Here is a 24208-nt window from a genome sequence, read left to right on the forward strand (position 1 = left end):
CTCAATGACGGTCTTACCCTCGCTCCCGAGATAGCGGATGATACGCGCAGCACGGAACGTAAAACCTGGCGAACGCACAACGTTGTGCAACTTCTTTCGTCGTCAACGCACGGCAATCGACACCGCAAGCAACGGCGCCATGCTGCCTACGGCCTGAAACGTCCCTTCTCGCACCAGAACCGTGTACGCGTGCCCGGCTGGCCGCCGAACAGGTTGGCAGCTGCGGCACAGTTCTCCCAGTTGTAGGCGTCGCCATCCGCGGCATCGAAGGTGGCGACGTGGATGCGCGCCCCATCGTTGAGAACGGAGCTGCGGTACAGCGTGAAGGTGCTGGCGTCCTGCCCCTGACAGGCGCTCAGCGCGCCGCACAGAGCGGCAAGCGCGAAGGCTGGCGTGTAGACCGCACGCTTCAATCGACAGCCTGCAGAGGCTCGCCTGTCGTCTCGCCAACGGGCCGTACGCGCACGCCTGGTCCATTACCGTCGTCCGCAAGAAACGTGCAGCCTCGCGCCTCGTACGCAGATTGGATTGCCAGGACCGTTCGGACCTTCAGCTCGGCGCCGCGCTCGAACCTCTGGACGGTGTTGACCGCTACCCCAGAAAACTCAGCCACGTCCCGGATGCCGATGCCAAGGCCACTTCTGGCCATGCGGCAACTTATGGCGGTAATTTTCGCTTCCACGTAACTATTTTCCGGGTTATCAGCTTCGGCACAAGGTAGCGATATCGCGGTGAAACGCAACGCAAGCCTATGCAAGAGGAAGCGACATCCACATGAGAAACGAGCATAAGGATAATATTGATCTTCCGGCGAAGGCTATCAACCTGCTCCGGCCCGATGATGTAAAATTTACCGGGTACATCCGTGACGGACTTCGAGCATATAAGCACAATAAGGATGGTCGCGCTCGTCCGAAATTGATGACAAGCGATTTCGTCATATTATGCGACAAGCCTACGTCAGATCTATCGGATATGATGAGTCGAGAGGCGGTGATCTGTCTAGAAAGCGGGCAACTGGTTTTCATGTATGTAGAGCGGGGTAGTGTTTCCGGGCGATACGATCTTCACGACCGCTATGTTGATCCGGTTGCCGTAATGCGAGATGTCCGTCCCCGTTGGGCGTCCATCATGCGCTGCGCAATCGTAGATGATTGTTGGGAGCGAATGGTGGCTGACGGCGAAGCTCAGCGTATCCTGAGCAGCCTACACTGAGCCTGAAGGCGCGGGCCGAGCCCTCAAGGGGCCGGCCCGCATGCCGTTCGGCTTCAACCCCCGAAGAGTGGCCGTAGCGACACCGGGAACTGACCGGCTTCGAGTTAACGATCCGTTAGCCACCCATCATCGTGGCGCCCGTCTGCTGCTAGCGGCTCAGTGTGATTCAAGGTGCTAGCAGAACTCGGACCCGTCGAGCTGAATTGAAGACCGACTGCCGAGAGAGCTAAAAGCCGAGTGCTGCGGGGTGCTGCTCAATACTCCGATGGCGCCAATTCCGTCGCGTGCGCTTCAGTATAGCGGTGCGAACCAGAGTGGTCGGCTCCCGCGAGATCGAAAAATACCGCGTGGTGGGAGTTGCGACCTATCAGGTCTCGCAATACGCCTACGGCTTCTGCACCGTAATCGAGGTATTGCCGCCGCGGAACCGAGATCCTGGAAAAGCAACGGCCCCACCCCTGGCAGGGTGAGGCCGTCAAACCTGAAGCTCTGTGAAGGGCCCCAAGCCACAGCCCTCACGAAGCCATAACGCCCGCCCGGGCGTCAAGCCGGAAGCGCGATTTCCGGCAACGGGTGAGCTTTGCCCGAGACCCGCAACGCGGCCCGTAAGGGACCGTGAACGATGGTGTTCGACCAAATGCGGCGCGCCGTGGAGGCCGCTGCTCCCGACCGGCTGGGCGAAGTCGCTGCAGCAGTGTGGAAGGCGTATGGGGCAGGGGGGCTCACGGACGCTGAGGCTGAGCAGCTTGACGGGTTGCTCAACGCCCGGCGCGGGGCGGCTCGAGCGGCGCCCGTGAAGGCGCAGCCGCTCGCGCCCTTACCGGCGCAGCTCGTTCCGGCGGTCGCCCATCCCCCTCGAGGGGAGGGGGCGCCGCCTGCCCGCGCGCATCATCGTACGGGCTCATGCCCTCGGACCGCCGACAGCCTCACTCGGCGCCGTCGCATGGCCGCCGGCGGCTATCTACCCCCGGCGCTCGCCGCCGGCTTCACCCAAGGCGAGCTCGCCGTGCTGGCCGTCGTCGCCCTCGAGGTCGGGAAGCGGGGCACGTGCACGCTCGCCCTCGGCCACATGGCGGCGCTCGCCGGCGTGAGCGAGACGACGGCGAAGCGGGCCCTGCGCCAGGCGCGCACGCTCGGCCTCGTGACTGTCGAGGAACGGCGCCTCTCGCGCTCACGGAACGATACGAACGTGCTGCGCGTCGCGAGCCGCGAATGGGCCGCCTGGCTTCGGCTGCGCCTGCCCCGGGGCAATCAGGCGCCCCTCTGCCCTCCTGGGGGCCAGGTAGTGCCCTGCACGAATATCAGAGCTTCTTCTCCAACCTCGGAAGCGCGGTGGAAGCCCGGACAGTGGCTCGCTGCACATCCGAATCGTGCGAGCTGGCCTATGGCGCGCACGGCAGGCGCGTGAGGCGGCCGCTTCGCTCGCATGGCGAGCGGCCGCCTCACGCTACCGAGGGGAAGGGCTCTTCCCACAGGCCACGGCTGGCGGCCGCGACGGCGAAGGGCTGCCGAGAGCAGGCGGGTGGCCCGAAGCGCGGTGCTCGAGGGATGGGCATGGGCGGATCGCGGAAGATTCGATGGGCCTTGAGGAGTACAGGGATGGCGTACTTCTCCGGGAGTATTTTCAGGGAGGGAGTGTTTACAGCTGCAGGTATCAGATTAGCTTGCCGGCGTCGCTGATATGCGTTCGAAAACGGCACCATACTATGCAGACCAAGCTTCAGAGCCTCAAGGACGCCGCCGCCCGCCGGGACTGGCAGGGCGCCCTTCGGATCGCCGCCAAGTTCGCCGACCTCGGCGAGCACAAGGCGGCCATCGTTCGCGGCCACGAGGCCCACAGCAACGCACGCTTCGCCCAGCAGCTCGGCCGGGATCCGCAGGGGGATATCGACGCCGGCGTTCTGGCCCTGTGCGCCCGCTACCGCCTCAATCACGACGGCAGCCCGCGCGAGGAGCCGAAGGCCTACAGCGTTCGCGGCAATTGCATCCGCGCAGCTCGCAAGGCGCTCGGCGTCGGGGCTCAACAGGGCGTGCAGTTCACGCTGAGCAAGACGGATGCCGGCTGGATCTGGGCGCTCGCCCCGGCGCCTCCGGTCCCAAGTGAGGCCCCGACGCCCGTGAGTGAGGCCCCTGAGGCCGTTCCGGCCCCCGAGAAGCCCGCCCGGGCCTCGAGCGAGGCCGTCATCGCCAAGCGCCGGCTGATGCTGAGCGAGGCCGACGCCCGGGGCTTCAGCGCCCGCTGGCTCGGCGCCATGCAGGCCGCGGCCGCCGGCGAGCTGCCCGAGCCGCCCGATTTCAGCAAGCCGACGCACGTGAGCGGCCGGAAATGGCTCGCCGAGGCCGTCGCGCTGCAGGCCGCCGGCGATATCGAGGGCCTGCGCGCCCTCGTGTACGACCCCGAGGGCAGCACCGGCGGCGCGCTGCACCGCTTCGTTCGCTTCAGCATCTCGGCCCTCGAGGCCAAAGCCCCCGCCCACGCCCGATAGAGTGCCGCCGCATGTTCACTTTCGTGTTGACCGACAAGGATGGCCGGGACGTATTCAAGTTCCGGGCGCAGGCGGTGTTTCAATTCAATATGACGGACGATTACACGCTATCGGTGGCCAACTATAAAGAGCCTCCGCTTCCCGAGGCTGACGCGGCGAAGGCAAGCAATCCAAAGCCTGGCAGGGGCGATCCGAGCGGTGAGACGGAGGGCTCGTGATGGATAGGCTTAGCAGCATCGAGCAGTTCGACCTGCAGCGAGCAGCCGAGGCTCGCCGAGACCGCTGGCTAATTCCCACGCTTGTCGTGCTCGGCATGCTCGCCGGCGCAGCCTTTTTCGCTGCCGGCATGGCCACAGCCTACATGATGCCGCCGCGATGCCAGGCGCCGGCTTGCGCACTGACACATTGACGCGCGCCTCGCCGATCCGGCGTGTCCCGCGTTGCGTCCGTGACCATGCACAAGTGGGCCTCAGCCCAGGCAGGAACGGAGCACCAATGACGCACATCAAGGACCGCGCACCCCTGCGTATCGCCCCCGAGGGCGAAGCCCCAATTACGAGCCTCGCGAAGGCGTTCTCACGGCTGCCGCGAGAGCAGACGCCTAAAGCCCGGCCATCCACGGGGTGCAGCCTGCCGGCGGTCGGCTCGCTCAGCTGATGCCCGGGGCCTGCCTGGTTGGGCAGGCCCTATCTCGCCTTCGCCATGCGGAGGCCAGCCTTCCGCCGGCAGATCCGGAGGCCGAGGGCCGTGAGCTTCGGCCCGAGGCCAGATAGCGCCTCAAGAAGCGCTGCCTCGTCCCGCCAAGATCCTGCGGCCACCAGAGCAGCTGCTGAATGCCGCCCGCCCGCGGCCAGAGGCGCGAGCGTGCGCACGACGCGCTCGCTCGTGCCGAGCCCGCCAGCCGGGCCCTGGATCACGAGAGCGGCGGCGTCGACAGCAAACAGCCTCCCGGCCGGCGGCCTGAGGCCTGGCTGAACCTGAGCGCGCAGAGCTCTAGCGGCAGCGGCGTCCCGAGCGGCGGCCTCAGCCTTCTCGCGAAGCCTCGCAATGGTCCGTGAGCTGGGCGGCCGTCGCACAGGCGGCGCGTTCGGATCCACCGGCGGGATCACAACCCGGATCAGGTTCGAGCTTTCATCAATGTTCATGGGGCCTATCTGTAAATATTGTTGAACGAATATGGTGGGTGCGTCGTTCACTTACGAGCCCGAACACGGGCAGACTGAGGGAACGCCTATGAACACGAAGGTTTTCGGCCTTGCGGCCGCTCTTGCTGTTGCCTTGACCGGCGCGGCCTACGCCCAGCAACCCGCGGGCGGCGGCAGCGCGACCGGGAATATGAACAACCCGGGATCGGTGAAGAGCCCTGGGCAAAAGGCAGTCGAAGAGACCACGGGAACAAGCACCCGTTCGCCCGCAGCCGGCGCCGCGGCAGTCCCCGGAACCGGCACTGCGCGACCTGGCGTCGGCGCTGGCGGGAGCACTGCTGCGCCGGCCCGATAAGCTTTGCGAACGTAGTCCCAGACGAGGGCCGGGTCCGGCTCAAAGCCGGCCCGGCCTGCCGCGCGCTGGCGTGCTGCAGCGCTCACTGCAGCCTCGCCGACAGGCTGGCAAGCGTGGAGCCGGCGACGTCCTGCCGGTCAGTCGGGTCGCGGGTAAGGGCCTCAACAAGGGTTCCGGCGAGGCCGCCAGGGACGTGACCATGAGCGTCAAGGGCTGCGAGCGCCGCCTCTCGGATCACGTCGCGGTCAATCTGGCCGCTGAGCTGTTCGAGGAGAGCGCCGTTCACGACCGTCAGGGCTCGCACGTGCTCGATCAGCACCCGGAGGGCATCGTTCTGCACGAGGCAAAGGCGCTCAACGGCGTCGATCTTCTCGGCAGTCGTCTGCATCACTCAGCTCCATACCCAGGCGTCTCACCGTCGTGAAAGGCGTTGCCGCTCGATCTGCCCCGGAGCATGCCGCCGTTGGCGTTGACGCTGGCAATGGCGACATTGGCGCCGCCTGCCAGGCTGATGACCCTCTGCAAGGCTGCCGCTGCTGCGTCGGCAGAGCTCTTGAGCGATTGCAGCCCGGAGGTATCAACCTGCGGCGCGACCGTGACCGCGCCGAGCGACTGCAGCTTGGCTTCCATGCCCGAGATGAGGCCCTCGAGCTCGGTCTTGCGCCGCTCCATGCCCTCGCCGAGGCCCGGCAGGTCCAGGCCTGCCGTCGCGGCCATGTCGGTCTTGAGCGAGGCCAGTTCGGCCCGGTAGCCCTCGAGGGCCAATTTCGCCTCGGCGATCTTGCCCGCGTCGACAGGCGAGGCGCCGAAGCCCGAGCTCGGGCCGCCGCCGCCCGAGCCGAGGGGCACGGCGTCGAGCGCCCCGACAGGCCCGTTGAGGCCGAAGCCGAGCCGGGCCGAGCCGATTTCTGTCGGCAGGCTCGAACCCCGGATCCCGGCCATGCGGCGCCCGGCGGCGTTCGCGCGGCGCCCGCGGCCGACTGAGCTGCTCTCGCCATAGATCAGGTCGGCAAGCACCGGATCGAACGCCGCCACGACGGCTCGCCCCAAGCCATCCGATGCATCGGGCGCCGTGAGCACGTTCTGCTGCTGCGCGAGCTCGGCCAGAACGCCGACGCCGGCGACGCCGGCCGCCCCCTTCACGAACTTGCCTGCCCTGGCCCAGCGGCCCGCCTTGGCCCCGCCGGCTGCGCCAGCCGCCGCCGCCGCGGCAGCCCCGCCGGCGGCAGTGCCGCCCTGGGCGACAGCTGCGGACGTGAGCGCCGCAGCAGCCCCATCCAGCGCGACGGCGCTGGCGCCAAGGCCGAACCCGTTCATGATGCCGTAGCTGAGCGCCCCAGCGCCGGCGAGGCCGGCCGCAGCCGCGGCGCCGCCGGCCGCCATGGCGACAGCCGGATGATCCGAGGCCGCGTTCGATATCGCCTGGATCGCCGTCGAGAGCCCGGTGATGTTCTTGGCGGCGAAGGGCATGCCCGGGCCCGTCGCCGTGGTCATCAGGTTCTCGAGGGCGGCCTTGAGGCCCGTGAGCGCCACCTTCGGATCGCTCGCCAGGTTGCGCTTATAGATATCGTCCATGGACCCGACTTGGGTCATGAGGGCCTCGTCCTTGTGCAGACGGGTCCGCATGTTCAGCTGAGACAGTTCATTCGCGAAAAAGTTCGCAGTCTGATTGCGGAACATTGTCGCGAGAGCTTGCTTCAGCTGCTCTTTGTCATCGACGTTGATGCCCTTGCCGTCCCGGCCGCCCTTCTCGCGAAGGGCCGGCAGAACAACCGTTTCCATCCACTCGAGCGGGTCGGCGTGGGCGAGCGCCGTGTCCTTGATCGCGCCCGTGCGCCAGCCGACCGCATGGCCCTTTTTCATGATGGCCTGCGACTTATCGAGCAGGCCGAGGCGCATCCACTCCTCGGCCTGTTTCATGTCATTGACCTTGCCGTCGATGACGCCGTTAAATGAATTGGCCGCCGTGCCGGCGCGGTCGCCGCCCATCGTTCCAACAATCGATGGCATGATGCCGGTCAAGAACCGCTCGTTATAGCCCTGCAGGCTCGACTTTGCTTGCTGAGCAAAGTTGAGCATCTCGCTCGGATTGAAGTTGCCGCGCGTGAACACCATGGCGCGGACGAGCTTCTCGCTCTCTCGTTCGAAGACCTCGCCGTTGCCCGCAGTGCCGCGCTCCTCGGCGAAGCGGGCCATCTTGTTCCCCATTTCGCCGGCGTCGTCCTGCACCTTGTCGCCCGCCGCCGCGTGCACGACGCTGGCTGCCTTCTGCATGAAGGTCAGGTGCTCGATGGCGTGGTGCAGCGAACCGAACGCGCTGGTCGTCTCGTTCACGACCTTGAGGTTTTCCTCATAGCTCGCTGTCGGCACCGCCGCCGACGTCGCCTTGCTGGCCGCGTGGATCTCCTCGAGCTCGTGGTCCGTGCGGCCCGCGTTCTTCAGCGCCACCAGTTCGTGCTGGTAGCTCGCCCCGGCGTGGACCGCTTTCTCGATGCCGCCCACGACGCCGTGCGCCGAGGCGTAGCCCGCGGCGCCGGCTGCCGTGTAGCCCACGATGCCGTGGTGTCGAATATAGTGGTCGCGCTGATCCTCCTCGCTGTGCCCGCCCCCGCGGCGGCGGCGCGAGGCGTGCGCGACAGCGCCGGCCTCGGCGCCAGCGGCTGCCGCGGCGCCCATGCCGCCGGAACGGCCCATGCCGTCCCTGAGCCGGCGCTCGGCCTGCGCGATAGCCTGGCGCCGGCTGTCGGCCGTCGCCATGCGCTCGGCCATGGCGTGCGTCTTGGCTGCCGCGGCCGCCTTGTGCTCGGCGCCGGCGACGCGCCCGAGCAGGGCAATCTGCTCGCGCAGCTGGGCGTTGGCCGCTTCGGTTTCAGCCGCGAGCTGCTTTTCGGCCGCGCCGAGCGCCAAGCCGCGGCCGGCCCGGCCGACGCCGCTCTGCAGCAGCTGGTTCCGCGCGTCGCGGACGGCCTTGCCGCGCTCGATGAACGCCTCTTGCTGGGCCGCCTGGCGGCGCATGGCCGCCGTGTGGGCCTTCTCAGCGGCCTTGATGGCCCTGGCGTCGCCGGCGGCCTGCGCGCGGCTCAGCGCGGCGCTTTCCTTCGCGACGGTCGCCCGGGCCTGGCGCAGGGCGTTGCCCTGGTCCTTCAGCGCCCGCGAGCCGGCCTTGAACGCGTCGAGGCGCGCCCCCTTGCCGGCCAGCGCGTCGAGCTGCTTGAGCGCGGCCGCGCCGGCCTCGCCGAGCTTCTTCAGGTCCGCGCCGCTCGCGCCGAGCTTCTTCAGCGCCTCGGCATCGGCCTTCGCCTTGGCCGCGAGCCCGTCGTCCTTGAGCTGCAGCGTGAGGGTCGAGGTCAGGTTCGACATGGTGCAAGGCGCTCAGCTCGAGGACGGGTCAGGCGGTCGGCTGGGGCGTGCCGACCCGGCAGAGCGCCACGAGGCTACCGGCGAAGGGCGCACGGCGGGCCTGCCCGGCGCGCGTCGCATACACGGACGAACGGCGCTCGAGGCGCGGGCTCGCCGGCGCAGCGTCCGGCTCGCCATCGGCGGCCGGCGCGGGCGGGATCACGGCGAACGAGGCGAAGTTGACCGAGCCGTCGCTCGACAGGACCGAGACCGCGAGCTCGTGGCCTGCAGCTGCGGCCGGGACGACCGGCGTGACGCTTGTGGTCCCGGCGCTGACCTCGGCTGAGCCGGTCCAGAGCTGAGCGAATTCGTCGTCCTCGGTCGCGCGGCCGAGCAGGGTGATGGTGGCTTTCATGATGCCCTCTGGAAAGAAGATGCGGCCACGCTCGCCTTGACCGCCGAACTCTTCGCGGGTGCGGAGGCGAGCTTCCCGATGTTCGGCGGGCCGCGGCGCCGTCATGGGCCCCCGCGTAGATCAGGCCGGGCGCGCCTGGCGCCCGGCAATTTCAGGCCTGTGCCTCGCTATCCGAGGCGAACTGCGTGCCGATAGGCACAAAGGCAGGCGACGGCTGGCCAACTTCCCAAGCCGGGCCGACTGGCACAGGCTTCATCTCGGGCCGCCGCTGATCTTTAGCGATATCGAGGGGCTCCTCGAGTTCAGAGAGGAGCTTCAGCACTTTGCTAGCGGTGGCGAATTTCACCGGCTCCCAGCCCCACTTGTCGAAGGCCGTAAGTCCGGGAACGCACAACGTCCTCACCAAGGCTGTCACGTCCTTGGCCGACTGTGCGTCTATGACTGGTTCTTCCCGGAACCGTCGCCTATGCGTGAAGACGACTGGCCCGTGATGGTGCAGAACGCCAGTTCCGTTAGGCTGCAAGCGGATACGGTTCTGCCATTCCTCAGCCGGCGCCTCGCCATCGGCATTGACCCAGAGCTCATACTCAACCGGCTCGCCAACGACCTCACGTGGCCGACCTGGCCATATCCGGAAGTTCTCGACGCTCAGGCGTTGACGAGCCGCGTTCTTGACGCCCTCGGCCTTGAGTTTCAGCTGCAGAGCGGCTTCCGCAGCCTCGTTCGCGTTCTCGGCCTCTGCCCAGGCACGCACAAGCTGCCGCGCCATGCGGCCCATCTCGGGCAGAAGACGCTCGCAGGCGTCGCGGTAAGCAGCGATAGCCGTATCCGCGACGCCGACGACGCCGGCAAGTTCGGCCCGGCGCTCGCCCTCGAGGGCGAGGCCGTGCTCGGCCTCGAGCTTCGTGGTGGCTCGCCGGGCAATGTCGCGGTCGACCTCTGCCTCTGAGAGGCGCTCACGGGCGGCGAGGGCCTCATCACGACCGAGGTCGAGGGCCGCCTCGTACCCACGGGCCGCGTCCTGCACATCTTCCTCGCGAGCAGCCAAGGTGACCTGGGCTGCCGCGAGATCCTGCGCCACATGCGCCGAGGTCCGCGGCCCAGAGGGGTTCCTCGGGCCCCTCACGACTGCTCTCCGAGCCGGCCCGGGATGATCGCCCCCTGCGGGAGGCCGGCGTTGAGCCGGTCCACGATGTTAGTCGATGCCGCGTAGCGCTCGGCCTTGGCCGCCTCTCCGGTGCTGACCGGCGCGGTCGGCTCGAGGGCGAGCGGGGTCTCGGCCTCGCGGTTGGCCAGGAAGGCCGCCGCGTCGCCGCTGGTGCCGGGCGGTGCGGCCTTCAGGATGGCAATCGCCGTCTCCGGGGTCAGCGACGTGTTGAACGCGAGCTCACGGGCCTGAGCCTCTCGGCCTTTGGCCTCCGGAGCATCCATGATCGCGCGGAAACGGGCGCGCTCGCTCGCACGCACCTGCTCGGCTTCCTGGTCCGTCACGTTTTTCTCCTGCTGGGGCGCTGTGGCGGCCGGGGCCGCGGGGTTTGAGGTAGTGGCCGCAGGTCCTGGCGCTGGGGCCGCGACGGGCCGCGCCGTGGGCGCGGTCCGGCCGCCCGCGGCCAATCCGGCGAGTGCGCTCTCGAACGATCCGAGCTCGTCCACGAGGCCGAGCCTGAGCGCGTCGGCGCCCATGAAGGTCAGAGCGCCCGTGGCTCGGATCGCATCGGCGGATAGGCTGGGCCGTCCTGCGGCAACGGTCTGGATAAAGAGGTCGTAGAAGCTACCGACCTCAGCCTGCAGGCGGTCCCGAACAGCTTCGGGCAGGGCCTGGTAAGGATTGGCGTCGACCTTGTGAGCGCCCGCGTGAATGAAAGTCGGCTTGATGCCCTCTTTCTTCAGGAATTCGCTCATGTCGAAGTGCGCGAGCACGACGCCGATGCTGCCGGAAATCCCGGTCGGGATCGACACGATGCGGGTTGCAGCCGAGGCGATGGCGTAGGCCGCCGAGGCGCACAGGCCGTTCACGAGGGCCCAGACGGGCTTGACCGCCGTGAGCTGCCGCACGGCGGCCGCCGCCTCGAAGGCGCCGACCGCCTCGCCGCCAGGGCTTTCCATGTCGAGCAGCACGGCCCGCGTGCGCGGATCGGCCTTGGCCTGCTCGAGTTGGTACGCAAAGCCCTCGTACGAGATGACGCCCGAGCTCGCGCCGACCCAGCCGCCGCGGTTCACCCACTCGCCGACCAGCGTGATAATCGCCACGCCCTCGGCCGTGCGCCGGAACGGCAGCGGCCGGCGTGTGCCGTCCTCGGACAACGGCACATCGCCATGGAAGCGCGAAGCCGCCGGCGTGTGAACCGTCAGCGTGCCGTCTGCTCCCCGGTTGGGTTCGAATAGCGTCCGGCTCTCGCGGGCGTCGTCACCACTCCCGCCGCCTCGGCGCATATCGATGCCGCCGGCATCCCCGATCCGCCCGAGGAGGAAGCTACCGATGGTGTCGGCCGCGGCCGGCGTAATGAGCAGGGGCCGATTGAAAAACCGCCCGAGGACACGATGAGGAACCATGCTCATGCGACCCTCGCGAGGCTGAGAACGAACACGTCGTCACCAATCGTGCCGAGCAGGCCGACAATGACCTCGGCGGAAAATTTGGTCTGAGCGAGCAGTATGCGGGCGAGACGCTCGCGCCCGAGCGCCTCCGGCGAGCGCAGCACGGCGCCGACACGGTCGAGGCTGGCGTCGAAATTGGCCAGCCAGGACTTGGCCAAGTTGTCCGCGAACAGCTCGCGGCTCTCGTCGCTCAGCTTGTCGAGCGGGATCCCGGCAACCTGCGACAGCGCCGAAGCGCGAGCCTCTTCGCGGCAGCGCTCGCGCGCCACAGCTCGCTCGGCCGGGGGCCACAGGGCGTCAAGGGGATCGGGCGGGGCGGTTTGCATGTCGGAAACGTGCCCGAACGCAGCCGCATCCTCACCTGTCAGAAATCGCAGCCAGCCGAGGGCAGGGTATCAAAAACCGTCACTGGCTGTCGTCTGACCGAGGGTCAAATAGGCCACGAGCTCGTCCCGGAAGATCCGCCAACGCCCGTCCACGCACTCGCCGAACCGATGCTTCTTCGCCTTCGCCTTCATCGTCGCCACGCTGCAGCGTCCAAGGCCGGCCGCTTCCTTAAGCGTGAGCCAAAGCGGGGCCGGCGGCGCGAGCGCTAACGCCCGCCGGGCCTCCCGCTTCTCGAGAGCCTCAAGCTCGCCGAACATGGCGGCGAGCAGGGCATCGTCGGCGGCCATCTCCGCTCGACGCTGCGCGATGCTGGTTTGGACCCGGGCGATGCCCGCTATGAGCTCGAGCTTCTGCCGCGTCGCGGGGTCTTCGTCGGCAGCTCGTAGCCGGGCGAGAGCTTTCCGATCATCGAGCGCCGCCGGCATGGCGGTGGTTTGCGTCTCAGCCATGCTCGAGTTTACCCAATAAACTGAGACTTTTCAGTGGCTTGAGCGCAACGGCAGGTACGCCTACGGCGGGGTTATCCACAGGCCGCGGACGCCAGGCCAAATGGACGGCCGGGCAGTCGTATGCGGCGGCGAGCTCGAGGCACGAAGAGGCCTACAAACGGCACGATGGCGACGGGAGCTAAGTGCTTGATCCTGCAGGGATGAACCTGAAGACCGCAACTTCAGATCATGAAATGAGCCTGCAATCGGCGTCCGGTGAAAAACGTTCGAACCCAGGCCTGCGCCGGCATCGCGGGTCCCTGCCAGGGGGTACGTTCCTTTTGCCCTCCCCCCTCCCCCTCCCGGCCGGGGGCTGGCTGGCCCGCGCGAGGGTTGGCGCAGGGCGTGGGCAGGCGCGGGGGCTGCGGCACGTACGGAGGGAAGCCGGCGGGGGCGAACCCGTCAGCGACCAAATCTGGCGGCCTGGCTCAGAATAGGCGGCTGAGGCGGCGGATGACGCACTCGGTGCTCAGCGCCTACCCCACCGCCGGCTGCTGGTCAGCCCACGCTTTGAAGGCGGCTTCTGAACGCCACGTGGCGGGCTGCCCCGCGAAGGCGGATATCACCACACCATCAGCGTGCACGTCGAATGGACGCCCTCGATAAGTGTCCTGCCGCGCGATCTCTGCGACCGTGTGCCAACCACGTTGCGGGGGCCCTAAGGCAGGCGCAGGCTCAGGCGGCGCGGCCGTGGGGCGCTCTGGGGCGAAGGCGGACAGGCCACCGGCCCCCTGTGTCGTTCGTGCCTTCGGGGCAAGGGTCGATCCCGTGTTGGCCGCGATCTGCTCAAGCAGTTCGATCACCCGGGCAAACCCGAGGAGTGGCGCACCGGCGACAAGGAAGCCTGACCCCGCGAGCAGGGCTACGAAGGCGCTGCCCCCATCGCGGCGGTCAAAGCCCAGGCCGATGATGAGTAGGCCCACCAGGATGCTGGCCCCGCCGAAGAATTTCAGGATCGACTTGGCCATTGACACCCCGTGCTTATGGAAAGGCCCCGCTCGGCAGTGCCGGCGGGGCCTTAAGCTCGCGCTGCCCGGCTTCCCGCCGGCGATCACGGCCAGCCCCATCGCGAGAGGCCAGCGAAGGAAGGCTCTGCAGTAGCCTTCCACGCGGTCGATTGAAGCAACACACGCTCGTGACCTGTTACATGACGCAACGGTGAGCCGAATTCAAGATCAAGGCCGTCGAGGATCACGGTTGAGACGCTGAAGACGAGGGTTCCAGCCAGGCTGTGCTTTGAGGTTGAGCGTGACGGCTCGTTCAAACTCCCCCTAGCTGGCCTACGACGTCGCCGGCGAGCTGAGGCTCGAGGCTCGCTCATACCCCCAGCTCACGGGCGCGCCGGCGGGGGGGCGGGGCTCGCGTGCGCCCCCGGGCGCGGAAGCGAGAGCCCGGCCCGCCTCGTGCGCTCGTACGCGGCCGTGAGTTAAGGCCTGTCTGTAGGCTTCAGGATGATGCGCGAGCTTCCCGTGCTCACTGCGGCCCGGGCGGGGCTCGGGCCTGACGCCCGACCCCGCTGCCAGTGGCAGGAACGCTTGAGACGGATTTGTGCGCTGAGAAGGAAAGAGTAGGGCGCACAAATCTGTCTCACTGTCTCGCGGCAGCTGCCTCACGAGCCTGGGCGATCAGGGCGTCCCGGACGTTCTCAGGCTCGCGATAGAAGGCAGCCCGCGATTTGCAGGGCGCATTGGGCAGCTTCCAGGGCTTGAGCTGCGCAATCGACAGTTCGCGCCTGGTCTTGCTCTCGCGGCACGCGTGGCGCTGTTCCTTGACCTTCTTGGCCCTGCGCGCGTCGAGGTGCTCGTCCAATCTCTTCCGCGACCAGCCGTCCGGCCTGATGTGTGAGAGGCCAAGGCGGTCGTACTGCTCGATGGTCACCCTCATGCGCCTGCCAGTCGACACTGAGTTGTAGCGCGGCAAGGCTTGCAGGACGTCGCTGACCATCTCTGTGACGTCGGCGCGTGAGACGAGCGGTGTATTTGCCTCGATCCACTCCCATAGGGCGAACCAGAACCCGTCTTGCCCGCAAGCGATGGCGAAGTGTGGGATGATCTCCGCAACGTAGAGGACCGCATCGTCTGTCCGACAGGCCCCGGCGTTGGTATCGCGCAACACGGCCGTGATCTGATCACGGCGCTTCCGCGCCACGATCTTATCGACTTCGGAGCGATGCCCGAAAAGCCTTTGCTCGCGTTGCGGTGGCGGGTCTACTTGGTGTACACGTAGAGTGTTGTCTGCAGATTTCGGGCGGGGGCTCGTGCTTTGCTGACGACGGGGTGTCTGGAACTTCGTTGGGCCTTCCGGTTGGCGCTGGAAGGCCCGTTCCATTTCAGCATGTGTGTGCACGAGGCCGCCCTCTGCGAGGGCGAGTGTCACAGTATTCCTGCCTCCGTGTGAGCGTCTCTAACGCGCTTGATGTACGCGATGTGCACCAGTTCTCTAGCACAGCGCCAAGCTGATTGCTTGCTAAGTCCGCGCTGCATCAGGCCTTTCTGTAGCCTGCGGACTTCGAAATCACGCTTTCTGTCCAGATCCGGCGCGTAGCCGTGAGGAAGGCGCTCGATTACCTCCGCGAGGACGGCCGCGTTCCTAGCCAGCGGGAACGCCAGAACGGGCGCCGGGCTCAGGTCGCGCGGCGTGCCGATCCCCGAGCGCTGGCCGAGGCTCGCCGGGGCCCGAGGGCGGCGGCCGCCCTCGAGGCGGACCGCCGCGGCGCGCTCGGCTGGCGTCGGCGGCTTGGGCTTCCGGGGGCGCTTCGGCTGAGAGATACCCGCAATCTTCAGGGCATCTTCCTCAAGTACGAGGCCGGCGGCTTTGAACAGAGGCAGGTCGGGAAGTTCCTTCATGAGGAGCCCCCTTCACATGCGCGATTGGTGTTGTTGAAAGCACTGAAAAACTTGTCAGTGCAGGCATCTCCGTATGCGCTTTCCCAGGCATCTATCGTTAGTATCTGGTAGGCTAAGATAGATTTTCTAGGTATGCGCTGGGCCGCCGCCAGCTGTTCAATGAGTCCCTTCGCGATATAATGGGCTGCTATGAGGCAGATACTGGTTTCTGCGGAGATGGCCTTGATTGCCTCTGGGTGCGCCTCTCGTATAAAATTCGCCAACTGAGTAGCTAAAGCGGGATCAATACTACAGCATATTAAAAGGTCACTAAAGCCGTGCCAAGGTAGATGTACATCAGCGAAGGGAGCTCGGAAGAACCGTAGTGGCCTGCCGTTGAGCATGCCAGTGTAGATCGGGGCTGCTAGGGTGCTCATGGCCGCCCCTCACGCCGCGACTTCGGACGTGGATCCCCGTGCCTGGGCCTCGATCCAGGTTTCCAAATCGATGTCCTTGTAGAAGACCTTTCCGCCGATCTTGTAATAGCGTGGGCCCTTTCCCTTCACCCGCCAGGCGCGGAGCGTGGAGGGCTTCGATCCGAGCTGATCTGCAGCATCCGTCTCGCAACGGAAGCCGCGCTGTTCTAGAGCTGTGGGATGGTTCATCTGTGCCGCCTTCGGTTCACTTCACCGTTCACGGCTCGACAATTTAATCAGATTTTGGCGGTGAGCTACGCAAATATATCGCCGAGTGCTCGGGCATTTTTGGCTCAGGGCCGCAGAGTGCATCGAGCTCCGAATAGAGCCGCTCCGCGCCTCCTGCTTCCACGCGCTGCTCGGTCATGGCCTGTGCCAAAGCTCTCGTGAGCGCGCGTCGCACGTGGCCCTGGCTGATCCGGGCGGTTTGAGCGCAGCGTGACAGTTCGAACATTAGGTCGGTCAACGCAGCCGAAGTCCGGCCTCTGCTGTCCTCGACGTTCCATCTTTCCTGCCTGGCGAGGCGTAGAAGTGCTGTCGCCCAAACGAGTAGCGTTGTATCGGGCGGTCGACCTCGGCGGGCATCGTTGAACGCGCGGTATCCCTTATCCAGAGAGAAATCGGCCCCCTCCGCGCATTCGCGTACCTGACGGGCGAATTTCAGCCGCTCCTTCACATCGTTGGCAATGACACCAGGGCGGCGCTTAGCCCCAACCAGCTCTTCCTTCAGACAAGCCCGAGCCAAATCGCGCAACGATTTGTTTAGGGCGTGAGCTTCGGCTGAGACCCTGCGAAGAGCGGCAGTAATCTCGGCATCATTGTTTATGCTGCCGAGATATCTTGCAACGTCGGCCTCCAGCTGTCCTCGAACATAATCAGTCGCATGCCCGCCGACGCGGACGATTACCTCACTCAAGGTCGCCCACTGCACGTCTGTGAAGGCGAACGCCATTCTCAGCCACCCGAACGGAGCGTGACCACGTTAGAGGCCTCGAGCTTCTTCCGAGCCTCCTGCAGTGCCGCTGCGCGCTTCTTTGAGCTTTCCTCGGCTGCGCGTTTTACCGCCTCCATCTGCAGTTGGGCATACCGCATCGCTGTCGCGACCGACTTGTGGCCGCAGATCCGCATCTGATCGGGCAGGGGGATGGTCGGGTCAGAATAAATCTTCGTACAGAACCAGTGGCGTATCAGGTGCGTGGTGGCGTTTTCCTTCGCGGCCACGCCGGCTGCGGCCATCGTCTTCTCGAAGGAGCCTTCCAACGTCTCAACCCGCATGGCCTTGAGGTTCTTGGACGGGCACACGGCCGAAGCGCCGGCGATCCGCGGCGCAGCCTCCAAGAGGCTGCGCGCCTCCTCAGTGAGCGGCTTGGTGAGCGAGCCGGTTTTGCTGTCCGGCCAGGCGATCACGCCGTCTTCGAAGTTCACAAACGACCATTCGAGCCCGGCGATCTCGCCGACGCGGCACCCGGTAGCGAACAGGAGCTCAATGCCGAGCTTCTGAAAGACGGTGATGGTGCCGGCGGCGGCCAGCTTCTCGGCGGCGCTCAGGAGCTTCGCTACCTCCATGTCGGAGAACAGGCGCTCGCGCCGGCGGGAGCCGAATTTTCGGACGCGACAGGGGTTGGATCCGGGCTCGCGGAGGCCCCACTGCTCTGCGAGCGTCATGGCCGAGGAGAGGACCCGGACGATTGCGTCGGCATGCGTTCGGGTGGCCCGGCGCTTGTGGTGCAGCTCGGCGACCCGGGCAGGGGTAAGAGACCGCACGGGCACATCGCCCAACTCTGGCTTCAAGGCCTGCTCGATGATCTGCCGATAGCCGGCAGCGGTGCGCGACTTGAGGCGAGTGTCGACGTGCTCGGCCACGAAGCGGTCCAGCAGGTCGCGAACCTTCGGCGCATTCCGCTCCTCGGCCTGAGCCTCCTTCGCGGCGGCGAGCTCGGCGGCCGGGTCGGCGCCGAGCGTCGCCCCGGCCAGGATCCGCTCGGCTTCTTGGCGCGCTTGATCCGGAGAGAGTTTGTTGGCTGGGCCGATGGTCTGCCGGCGGTAGGGCGCGCTGCGGCCGCGCCCGGCCCGGTAGGCGACGATGTACGTCTTTCCGCCTGTCGGCCGCACGCGAACGCCGAAGCCGGTCAGGTCACGGTCCCAAGCCGTGTACTCTGCCGCCCGAGGCTCAAGCCCGTCGACCATCCGCTTCGTGATGCGCTGCTCAGCCATGCCACCCGTCCGGCCCGGGCTCACAGCGCGCTCCACGAGGCCGGATGGGGTAGCACCGATCCAGTTCCGGGGAAGCACGGGGGAAGCACGCGGCATCAACATCGAGCGACAGCTATCGCCGCCCATCGATAGGGTAGGGAGCTAAGCGCCCACAATGCAATCGTTTTGTCGATTAGCGTCCACACAGGCCAACGCCGCCAGCGCGGCCGCACGCAAGCTTTTAATCTGTAGGTCCTGGGTTCGAGTCCCAGCGCGCTCACCACACCCTCGGTGATCCCCATCGGACGCGGCTGGCCGGTAACGGCGAACCGCCCGCGGTCGTTGATGGGGACTTCCTTTCAGATTGGCGGTGCGTTGCCGATTGCGCCGGCGCTCGCAGAACCTGCGGTGGAACCTCTTTGCGGCGTATTGGGTTGGGGCCCCAACGTAACCGTGAAGGATTCATCGATGCGAAAGCTCGCACTCATCTCCGCCCTGAGCCTCTCCATCGGAGCTCTCGGCGCCACCAGCGCGGACGCGCAGGGCTATGGCTACGGGCGGCATCACGGCTACGGATACGGCCACGGATATCATCGCGGATACGGCCCGCGCCGGGATTACGGCTACCGTCGTCATCGCGGGATCTCGACCGGGGCTGCAGTCGGTCTTGGCATCGCCGGTGCGGCCGCCGGAGCCGTTGCGGCGGGCGCTTTGAGCCGGGGTCCGGGTTACTACGGCTCCGGCTACTGAGCCGAGCCACGGATTTTCACGCAGAGCCCCGTCGCCCCCGCGACGGGGCTCTCGCCGTTTTTCACCGCCGCATCGATGAACCGGCCGTGCGCGCCGAGTCGATGATGCGAGACCTCGGGGTTGGCGCCATCGTCAGGGGCGGCCGAAACCGACGAGGACGTCCGCATGATCGTCTCAGCGCAGCCAGCGCCGGATCTGTTCGCGGAGGGTCGGGCGGACGGCACGGCGCGCTCGGGCCGCTGCGAAGCGATCGATGTGGATCCTGTCGTTGGGGACCTGACGCAGGAAACGCTCCGCGATCTCGAAGATCACGACATCCGGCCGAACCGCCTCGACATAGCGCCAGTCGATATTCGCCGACCAGATCGCGTGCACCTCGTGGAAGGTCTCGGCCAGCATGGCGGTGAGACGCGCCCCCGGGCTGTAGATGTAGGAATCGCCGAACAGGATCACGCGCCGCGGATCAGGGGCCGTTTTGTTCTGCAGCACGACCCGCGACCCGACGAACAGACCGCGCGGTCGCACGGCGCGTCCGGACTCGCGAACCTCGACCAGCGCGTTCGCGTCGATCCGTTCGGCACGGCGCGGGAAATCGTAAGCCACATACGCTTCGTCGACCGGAGGGACGAGCTTCTCGCCGAGATCGAAGGTGAAGGTCTCGCGGGTGCTGGTGCCGGCAAAGACATGGTCCGCCACCGGTGCGTTCAGGGCTTCGCAGAGGGCGCGATAGGCGATGAGATAGCCGCGATAGGTCCAGTGCGTGTCCGTCCGCAGGTAGACCGGCTCGCCGTCCCGCGCGGCCACGAGTGGCGTCTGCAGATCCGCCATCGGAGCTCCGCTGTCGACGGCGACCGATCGGGCGAGGCGGACGCCCGGTGGGTCGTCGAGCCCCGGAAAGGGGCGGCCGAGCAGGTCGGGATAGATCGCCAGCTTGTCGGGGACGACGGTATGCACGTGGCGGATTCCGAGGGCGTCCAGGCGGCGTGCCCGTTGCCCGATCAGCCGGGTCCAGCGTCTGAGGATCCGTCGCGAGGTCGCGGTGTCGCCGTAGAAGGCCTCTACCTCGCCGGCGCGCCCGACCCAGTACAACCAGCCCTCATGTCCCACAGCCACGCCGCTGCCGCTCGCCTTCACAGGTCGAAGTCCCCCCGCTGCCTGCGACAATCCTCAACGATGCCGCTTGCTTCCGCCTCGACGGATCTGCGCGGGATTGCAACCCCCTGACCCTGAGGGCACGCGCTCGGCACGGGTCTACGGTGGAGATGCCGGCGCGGCGCCGCCCTGCGGTCGTGTCCGGAGTGCAGGGACCCGTAGGCGCCCGGGTGGTGATTTTCGCGATCGGCGGACCTGCGGTGAAACTTTACGCCTCCGCGGCGGGTACTGCCGGGCAGGCGCACGCTTCCGTGCGGCGTTCCGCAAAGGGGCCGGGTCATGTCCGCGCTTGTCACGTTCATCGGTTGCGGCTTGGTTCTCTTCGGTTTCGCAGCCGAGAAGTTCGCCGAGCATCGCTGGCTCGCCGCGAGCCGGCCGGCACCGCTCGACGCCCTGGCTATCCTGGCGCTGACGCTCCCGGCATTCGGACTGATGCTCATGGCGACCTTGGCGACTTGAGCCGGGACGGCGCGTGCCTCAATCGGAATCCGGACTGAACGCCACGCCGACCGTCTGCTCCGTCCGCCAGATCAGGCGAACCGCGTGCCGCGTTTCTGAACTCGTCAACACCAGATAGAACGCGTTCTCGAGCAGCGCCGCCTGCTGGCCGAGGAACTCCAACATCGCGCCGCGATCGGAGATGTTTCTGACCTGACACGGATAACGCGCGCCGTCCCGTTGCTGAGCAAAGGCCAGCAGGGCGGTGGGCTTCCGCTCGGTCGCCCGTCGCTCCGCCAGGGCGCTGTAAGGGCGTGCGGTGCGGGACACGGCCGAGGTTCCTGCCTGGATCCGTTGATGGGCGCGATATCAGTAAAAATGCGCGGTATTTACTAATAGATGATTGATGGTCCCCGATCGTCCGGCAGAAGGACAAGACGTGGCGCGTCTATCGGCGGGAGTTCGCATAATCACCGCGGGCCCTTTCCGGGCGATGGCGGTCCCTTGCCGACCTTGATGAACCTGCCGACCAGGAGGCCCAGCGGGATCGATATCAGGAGCCAAATTCGCAGGAAACGAAGGGCTTTCATGGGTCCGAACCGGTGGCGAAATCCGGCCTGCATCAGATCACATCGGGATCCAGGCACCGAATCCGCAACCTGCCCGGTTGATCGGGGCTAATGTCGCCGCGACGCTCGGCAGAGCCTATCTCGCACCGAGGGGCGGCCGCCCGTCCGGTTCCGGGCGCGGCCGTGCCGTACGGATATCGGAGACGATCATGCGCATCCGCCCTGGCTTGGTCCTGCTGGCCAGCATCGCGGCCGGTCTGCCGCTTTCCGGCGCCGCCGAGGCACCCGGACGGCCGCCGTCAGCCGCGCCTGTCCCCGATCAGCCTTGGCTGCCGACCCTTTCCCGGAGCGTCCAGGGAACCGGCGTGCCGGGGCTGGACGGCGGCCACGTCTTCCTCTGGAACCGGCCGCAGGCCTTTGATCCGGTCTCGACCCTGCGGGTCGACCGGCACGTGCCCGAAGGGTCGGGTGAGGCCACTCACACCTACAAGGCGATCTGGGCGCTCGGCTCCACCGGCCCGCACAATGCCGGCTACGAATGGACGATCACGGGCGAACTGCACAATCGCGCCCTCGCCAGCACCGGGGCACAGAACGTCGCCGTCAATGGCACGATCTTCAAGGAACCGAACGGGGTGGGGCCGGTGGGGCCGTCCTGGGCCGGCAACTTCAATTGCGTCGACATGACCGACGAGGCCGACCCCGTGGCCTCGTGCATCGGCGCCGAGATCGACGTCTCGGCGCAATCGCCGACGACGGATCGGAACCGCCAGCGGGTCGGTCTGCAGATCTCCACCGGCGGCGTGCCGGGGGCCCATACCGGCTACGGCATCCTCATGGGCAATCTCACCGGATCCATCACCGACCGGGCGATCTCGTTCCAGGGGGAGGGGACCTACGGCATCGGGATCGACGCTGCCGCGGCGCGGTTTACCGGCGTGCCGATGCTGCTCGCGGCCGGACAGGCGATCGGGCTCGACGGCAACCGCGACGGCGGCTTCTCCCGCAGCCTCGGCTTCGACGGTCGCGATCTGGTCTATGGCACGGGAGCCGGACCGGTCCTGCGCGTGAGCGACACCGGGCAGATCGAGGCCGCCTCTTTCCGCGAGACGCTGCCGCGGCCGCCCGAGAGCAGCCGCGCACCCTGCATCCCGGGGGACCACGCCTGGGACGAGGCCTACGAGTACCGCTGTGTCGCGCCCGATCGCTGGAAGCGCGCGGCGCTCAGCGACTGGTGAGCCGCGCGCCGCGGGGCGTCAGCGATCGAGGATTCGCACCACCGCACGGGTCTCGGGGTCGACGACCACGATCTTGTCGCCCGGCGCCACGAAGTAGCCGAAGCGCCGCAGGCGCGGATTCGGGGCCTCGGTGAAGGGGGCCAGACGCACGTCAGGCGGCACGATGCTGCCGGGACGCAGCGGGATCGATCCGACGATCGGCCCGGGCCCCACCGGTCGGCGCACGATGTAGTCGCGCACCACCACATCGTCGTCGGGGCCGAACTCGTCGGGAGTCACGATCACCGCCTGCGCGAAGGCGGAGCCGGTGAACAGCGCGGCAAACCCGAGGGCTGCGGCGAGGCTGGCGCGTGTCGACATGTCGGACTCCGTAATGTCCTGGGCCGCCGGAAACATCAGGGTTCGCGCTTCGGTTCCCGGTCGGCGTCGGTCAGCGGCCGACCTGCCCAACTTCCGCGAGGGGCACCGGTGACCAGCGGGTCAGCTGAACGTAGCCGTCGAGGGCCGCGACCACGACGTGGCGGCGGTGGCGGTGCACCACCGTCCCGGGCGTGTGCGCGTGGCGTTCCGGCCAGCCCTGGGCCTCCGCCACGAACACCCGGGCATCTCCCAGCCGCGCAATCGTCTCGACCGTGCCGAAGGCCCGCACCCGGCGCAGGACCGTCGCGACATCCTGCCGGAAATCGAGCGTCCGGTCGAAATCGGTGGCACGGGGCCAGTAGGAGCCGTCGCCCTGCGGCTCGGATCTCCGCCATCGTGCGGGCAGTTCACGGCCGAGCGGGTCCGCGGCGAGACGGCGGGCCGCCATCTGGCACTTGGCCAGCAGGGTCTCGTGGCTCTCGTGCGAACTTAAGCCGAAGATATCCTGCGCGAGGATGTCGCCGGTGTCGAAGCCGTCGGCAAGGACATGGGCGGTGACGCCCCAGCTCTCGTAGCGGTCGAGGACGGCGCGGAACAGCGGGTAGGGGCCGCGGCCCGTCGGAAGCGGGGAGGGGTGGATGTTGAGGCCGTAGGCGGCGCGGCCCTTCCAGCCCTTGATGAGCCAGGGATATCCCGCGACCACGAGCGCCCAATCCCGGCCGTGCTCGGCCTGAAGCGCCTCGATATCCCGTTCGCGGATCCGCGACAGCTGGATCGGCAGCCGCAGCGCCCGGGCGCGGGCGACGATGACTTCGTTGTGGTCGTAGATCCCGTCACAGGGGCGGGTGAACAGCTTCACCGGCGTCCAGCCGGCATCCAGCAGTCCCTCGAAGACTCCGCCGAGGAAGTCGATGCCGGCGAACGCGAACTTCATCCTTGCCGCCTGCGACCTTGTGCACGTGGAGGGCGCGGATCCGCCGTCTGCCCGGGAGCGTCCCTCGCCTTACCTTGATCGTGCCAATGCGGGTAGCAAGGGGTTCGGCGTGCGTCGGGTGATCATCTACGGCGGAACCGGAGGCATCGGTCTTGCCACGGCGCGTGCCCTCCGCGCCCGAGGCTACGCCCTGCATCTCGCGGCCCGCGACGCGGATCGCCTGTCTAAGGTCGCCGAGGATCTGGGGGAGACGCGCATCACCGCGGGCGACGTCACCGATCCGGACTTCGCGTCCGCCGTGACCGAGGCGGCGGGCCCGGACCTCGCGGGGCTGGTCTACGCGGTCGGCACCATCAATCTGCGGCCGCTGAATCGGTTGACGCGGGCCGATGTCGAGGGCGACTTCGCCATCAATGCGCTCGGCGCCTTCTCGGCGGTGCAGGCCGCCGCGGGCGCGCTGAAGGCCGGTGCCGGCGCGGCGGGGGCCGGGATCGTCCTGTTCTCGACGGTGGCGGTGGCGCAGGGTTTTGCCGCGCATGCCTCCGTCGCCATGGCGAAAGGCGCCATCGAGGGCATGGCACTGTCCCTGGCGGCCGAACTCGCGCCCCAGATCCGCATCAACGTCGTGGCGCCCTCGCTGACGCGCACGCCGCTCGCTGCGGGGATCACCGGCAACGAGACCCTCGCGCAGGGGATTGCGGCCATGCATGCCCTCCAACGGCTCGGGCGTCCGGAGGATGTCGGCGCCCTGGCCGCCTTCCTGGTCTCCGATGAGGCGGCCTGGATCACCGGCCAAGTCATCGGCGTGGATGGCGGCCGCTCCGCCCTCCGGACCAAGGGCTGAG

26 protein-coding genes are annotated in these 24208 nt (G+C 67.4%); 8 read left to right on the forward strand and 18 right to left on the reverse strand.

Annotated features, from left to right (window positions below; genetic code table 11):
- Positions 1 to 146 precede the first annotated feature (146 nt).
- Entirely contained in the window at positions 147 to 413 is a 267-nt protein-coding gene (locus tag P9K36_RS30415; RefSeq protein WP_278306341.1) for a hypothetical protein, read from the reverse strand.
- A gap of 361 nt (positions 414 to 774) precedes the next feature.
- Between P9K36_RS30415 and P9K36_RS30420 the strand changes: the two genes are divergently transcribed.
- From P9K36_RS30420 to P9K36_RS30435, 4 genes are all read left to right on the forward strand, one after another.
- Entirely contained in the window at positions 775 to 1215 is a 441-nt protein-coding gene (locus tag P9K36_RS30420; RefSeq protein ID WP_278306342.1) for a hypothetical protein, read from the forward strand.
- 943 nt (positions 1216 to 2158) lie between these two features.
- On the forward strand, positions 2159 to 2623 hold the full coding sequence (locus P9K36_RS30425; protein WP_278306343.1) for a hypothetical protein: 465 nt from the start codon (positions 2159 to 2161) through the stop codon (positions 2621 to 2623).
- 298 nt (positions 2624 to 2921) lie between these two features.
- The gene (locus P9K36_RS30430; RefSeq protein ID WP_278306344.1) at positions 2922 to 3701 is read left to right on the forward strand and encodes a hypothetical protein; all 780 of its coding nucleotides are present in this window, start codon (positions 2922 to 2924) and stop codon (positions 3699 to 3701) included.
- A gap of 11 nt (positions 3702 to 3712) precedes the next feature.
- On the forward strand, positions 3713 to 3919 hold the full coding sequence (locus P9K36_RS30435) for a hypothetical protein (protein ID WP_278306345.1): 207 nt from the start codon (positions 3713 to 3715) through the stop codon (positions 3917 to 3919).
- Positions 3920 to 5283: 1364 nt separating this feature from the next.
- Here P9K36_RS30435 and P9K36_RS30440 read toward each other — a convergent pair.
- From P9K36_RS30440 to P9K36_RS30500, 13 genes are all read right to left on the reverse strand, one after another.
- Positions 5284 to 5589, reverse strand: a complete 306-nt coding sequence (locus P9K36_RS30440) for a hypothetical protein (protein WP_278306346.1) — start codon at positions 5587 to 5589, stop codon at positions 5284 to 5286.
- Positions 5589 to 8561 (reverse strand): cell envelope integrity protein TolA, encoded by a 2973-nt coding sequence (locus P9K36_RS30445; RefSeq protein WP_278306348.1) that lies wholly within the window; start codon positions 8559 to 8561, stop codon positions 5589 to 5591. Before P9K36_RS30445 ends, P9K36_RS30440 begins: the two co-directional genes overlap by 1 nt.
- Before the next feature lie 28 nt (positions 8562 to 8589).
- Positions 8590 to 8955 (reverse strand): hypothetical protein, encoded by a 366-nt coding sequence (locus P9K36_RS30450; RefSeq protein ID WP_278306349.1) that lies wholly within the window; start codon positions 8953 to 8955, stop codon positions 8590 to 8592.
- 151 nt (positions 8956 to 9106) lie between these two features.
- Complete coding sequence (locus P9K36_RS30455; RefSeq protein ID WP_278306350.1) at positions 9107 to 10036, reverse strand: hypothetical protein; 930 nt, start codon at positions 10034 to 10036, stop codon at positions 9107 to 9109.
- A 41-nt stretch (positions 10037 to 10077) separates the two neighbouring features.
- On the reverse strand, positions 10078 to 11514 hold the full coding sequence (locus tag P9K36_RS30460) for a S49 family peptidase (RefSeq protein WP_278306351.1): 1437 nt from the start codon (positions 11512 to 11514) through the stop codon (positions 10078 to 10080).
- Positions 11511 to 11822 (reverse strand): hypothetical protein, encoded by a 312-nt coding sequence (locus P9K36_RS30465; protein WP_278306352.1) that lies wholly within the window; start codon positions 11820 to 11822, stop codon positions 11511 to 11513. The genes P9K36_RS30460 and P9K36_RS30465 overlap by 4 nt, the downstream gene beginning before the upstream one ends.
- Positions 11823 to 11948: 126 nt before the next feature.
- Positions 11949 to 12389, reverse strand: a complete 441-nt coding sequence (locus tag P9K36_RS30470) for a hypothetical protein (RefSeq protein WP_278306353.1) — start codon at positions 12387 to 12389, stop codon at positions 11949 to 11951.
- A 515-nt stretch (positions 12390 to 12904) separates the two neighbouring features.
- On the reverse strand, positions 12905 to 13396 hold the full coding sequence (locus P9K36_RS30475; RefSeq protein WP_278306354.1) for a hypothetical protein: 492 nt from the start codon (positions 13394 to 13396) through the stop codon (positions 12905 to 12907).
- A 619-nt stretch (positions 13397 to 14015) separates the two neighbouring features.
- On the reverse strand, positions 14016 to 14576 hold the full coding sequence (locus P9K36_RS30480; protein WP_278306355.1) for a hypothetical protein: 561 nt from the start codon (positions 14574 to 14576) through the stop codon (positions 14016 to 14018).
- A gap of 224 nt (positions 14577 to 14800) precedes the next feature.
- The gene (locus P9K36_RS30485; protein WP_278306356.1) at positions 14801 to 15274 is read right to left on the reverse strand and encodes a hypothetical protein; all 474 of its coding nucleotides are present in this window, start codon (positions 15272 to 15274) and stop codon (positions 14801 to 14803) included.
- A gap of 425 nt (positions 15275 to 15699) precedes the next feature.
- Complete coding sequence (locus tag P9K36_RS30490; protein ID WP_278306357.1) at positions 15700 to 15918, reverse strand: helix-turn-helix domain-containing protein; 219 nt, start codon at positions 15916 to 15918, stop codon at positions 15700 to 15702.
- A gap of 43 nt (positions 15919 to 15961) precedes the next feature.
- Positions 15962 to 16681 carry a hypothetical protein gene (locus P9K36_RS30495; RefSeq protein ID WP_278306358.1) on the reverse strand — a complete coding sequence of 240 codons (720 nt, stop codon included), beginning with the start codon at positions 16679 to 16681 and terminating at the stop codon, positions 15962 to 15964.
- Positions 16682 to 16683: 2 nt separating this feature from the next.
- Positions 16684 to 17943, reverse strand: a complete 1260-nt coding sequence (locus P9K36_RS30500) for a tyrosine-type recombinase/integrase (protein WP_278306359.1) — start codon at positions 17941 to 17943, stop codon at positions 16684 to 16686.
- A gap of 447 nt (positions 17944 to 18390) precedes the next feature.
- Here P9K36_RS30500 and P9K36_RS30505 point away from each other — a divergent pair, with 447 nt between their 5' ends.
- The gene (locus P9K36_RS30505; protein WP_043350305.1) at positions 18391 to 18672 is read left to right on the forward strand and encodes a hypothetical protein; all 282 of its coding nucleotides are present in this window, start codon (positions 18391 to 18393) and stop codon (positions 18670 to 18672) included.
- Positions 18673 to 18846: 174 nt separating this feature from the next.
- On the opposite strand, the gene P9K36_RS30510 is transcribed toward P9K36_RS30505, so the two are convergent.
- Positions 18847 to 19785 (reverse strand): hypothetical protein, encoded by a 939-nt coding sequence (locus P9K36_RS30510; RefSeq protein WP_236961702.1) that lies wholly within the window; start codon positions 19783 to 19785, stop codon positions 18847 to 18849.
- Between the two features lie 318 nt (positions 19786 to 20103).
- Here P9K36_RS30510 and P9K36_RS30515 point away from each other — a divergent pair, with 318 nt between their 5' ends.
- Complete coding sequence (locus tag P9K36_RS30515; RefSeq protein ID WP_043350277.1) at positions 20104 to 20283, forward strand: hypothetical protein; 180 nt, start codon at positions 20104 to 20106, stop codon at positions 20281 to 20283.
- 18 nt (positions 20284 to 20301) lie between these two features.
- On the opposite strand, the gene P9K36_RS30520 is transcribed toward P9K36_RS30515, so the two are convergent.
- The gene (locus P9K36_RS30520) at positions 20302 to 20592 is read right to left on the reverse strand and encodes a PilZ domain-containing protein (RefSeq protein ID WP_043350274.1); all 291 of its coding nucleotides are present in this window, start codon (positions 20590 to 20592) and stop codon (positions 20302 to 20304) included.
- Between the two features lie 448 nt (positions 20593 to 21040).
- On the opposite strand from P9K36_RS30520, the gene P9K36_RS30525 reads away from it, so the two are divergent.
- Positions 21041 to 22069 (forward strand): hypothetical protein, encoded by a 1029-nt coding sequence (locus P9K36_RS30525; protein ID WP_043350271.1) that lies wholly within the window; start codon positions 21041 to 21043, stop codon positions 22067 to 22069.
- 18 nt (positions 22070 to 22087) lie between these two features.
- Here P9K36_RS30525 and P9K36_RS30530 read toward each other — a convergent pair whose 3' ends face one another.
- Together P9K36_RS30530 and P9K36_RS30535 are read right to left on the reverse strand one after the other, a co-directional pair.
- Positions 22088 to 22429, reverse strand: a complete 342-nt coding sequence (locus P9K36_RS30530) for a hypothetical protein (RefSeq protein WP_043350294.1) — start codon at positions 22427 to 22429, stop codon at positions 22088 to 22090.
- Between the two features lie 70 nt (positions 22430 to 22499).
- Positions 22500 to 23363, reverse strand: coding sequence for a formyltransferase family protein (locus P9K36_RS30535; RefSeq protein ID WP_043760517.1), 864 nt, complete (start codon positions 23361 to 23363; stop codon positions 22500 to 22502).
- Between the two features lie 109 nt (positions 23364 to 23472).
- On the opposite strand from P9K36_RS30535, the gene P9K36_RS30540 reads away from it, so the two are divergent.
- A complete protein-coding gene (locus P9K36_RS30540) occupies positions 23473 to 24207 on the forward strand; it encodes an SDR family oxidoreductase (RefSeq protein WP_043350267.1) in 735 nt (244 codons plus the stop codon).
- The last annotated feature ends 1 nt before the right edge of the window (position 24208 follow it).

It is taken from the genome of Methylobacterium sp. 391_Methyba4 (assembly GCF_029691625.1).
GTDB classification, from domain to species: Bacteria; Pseudomonadota; Alphaproteobacteria; order Rhizobiales; family Beijerinckiaceae; genus Methylobacterium; species Methylobacterium fujisawaense.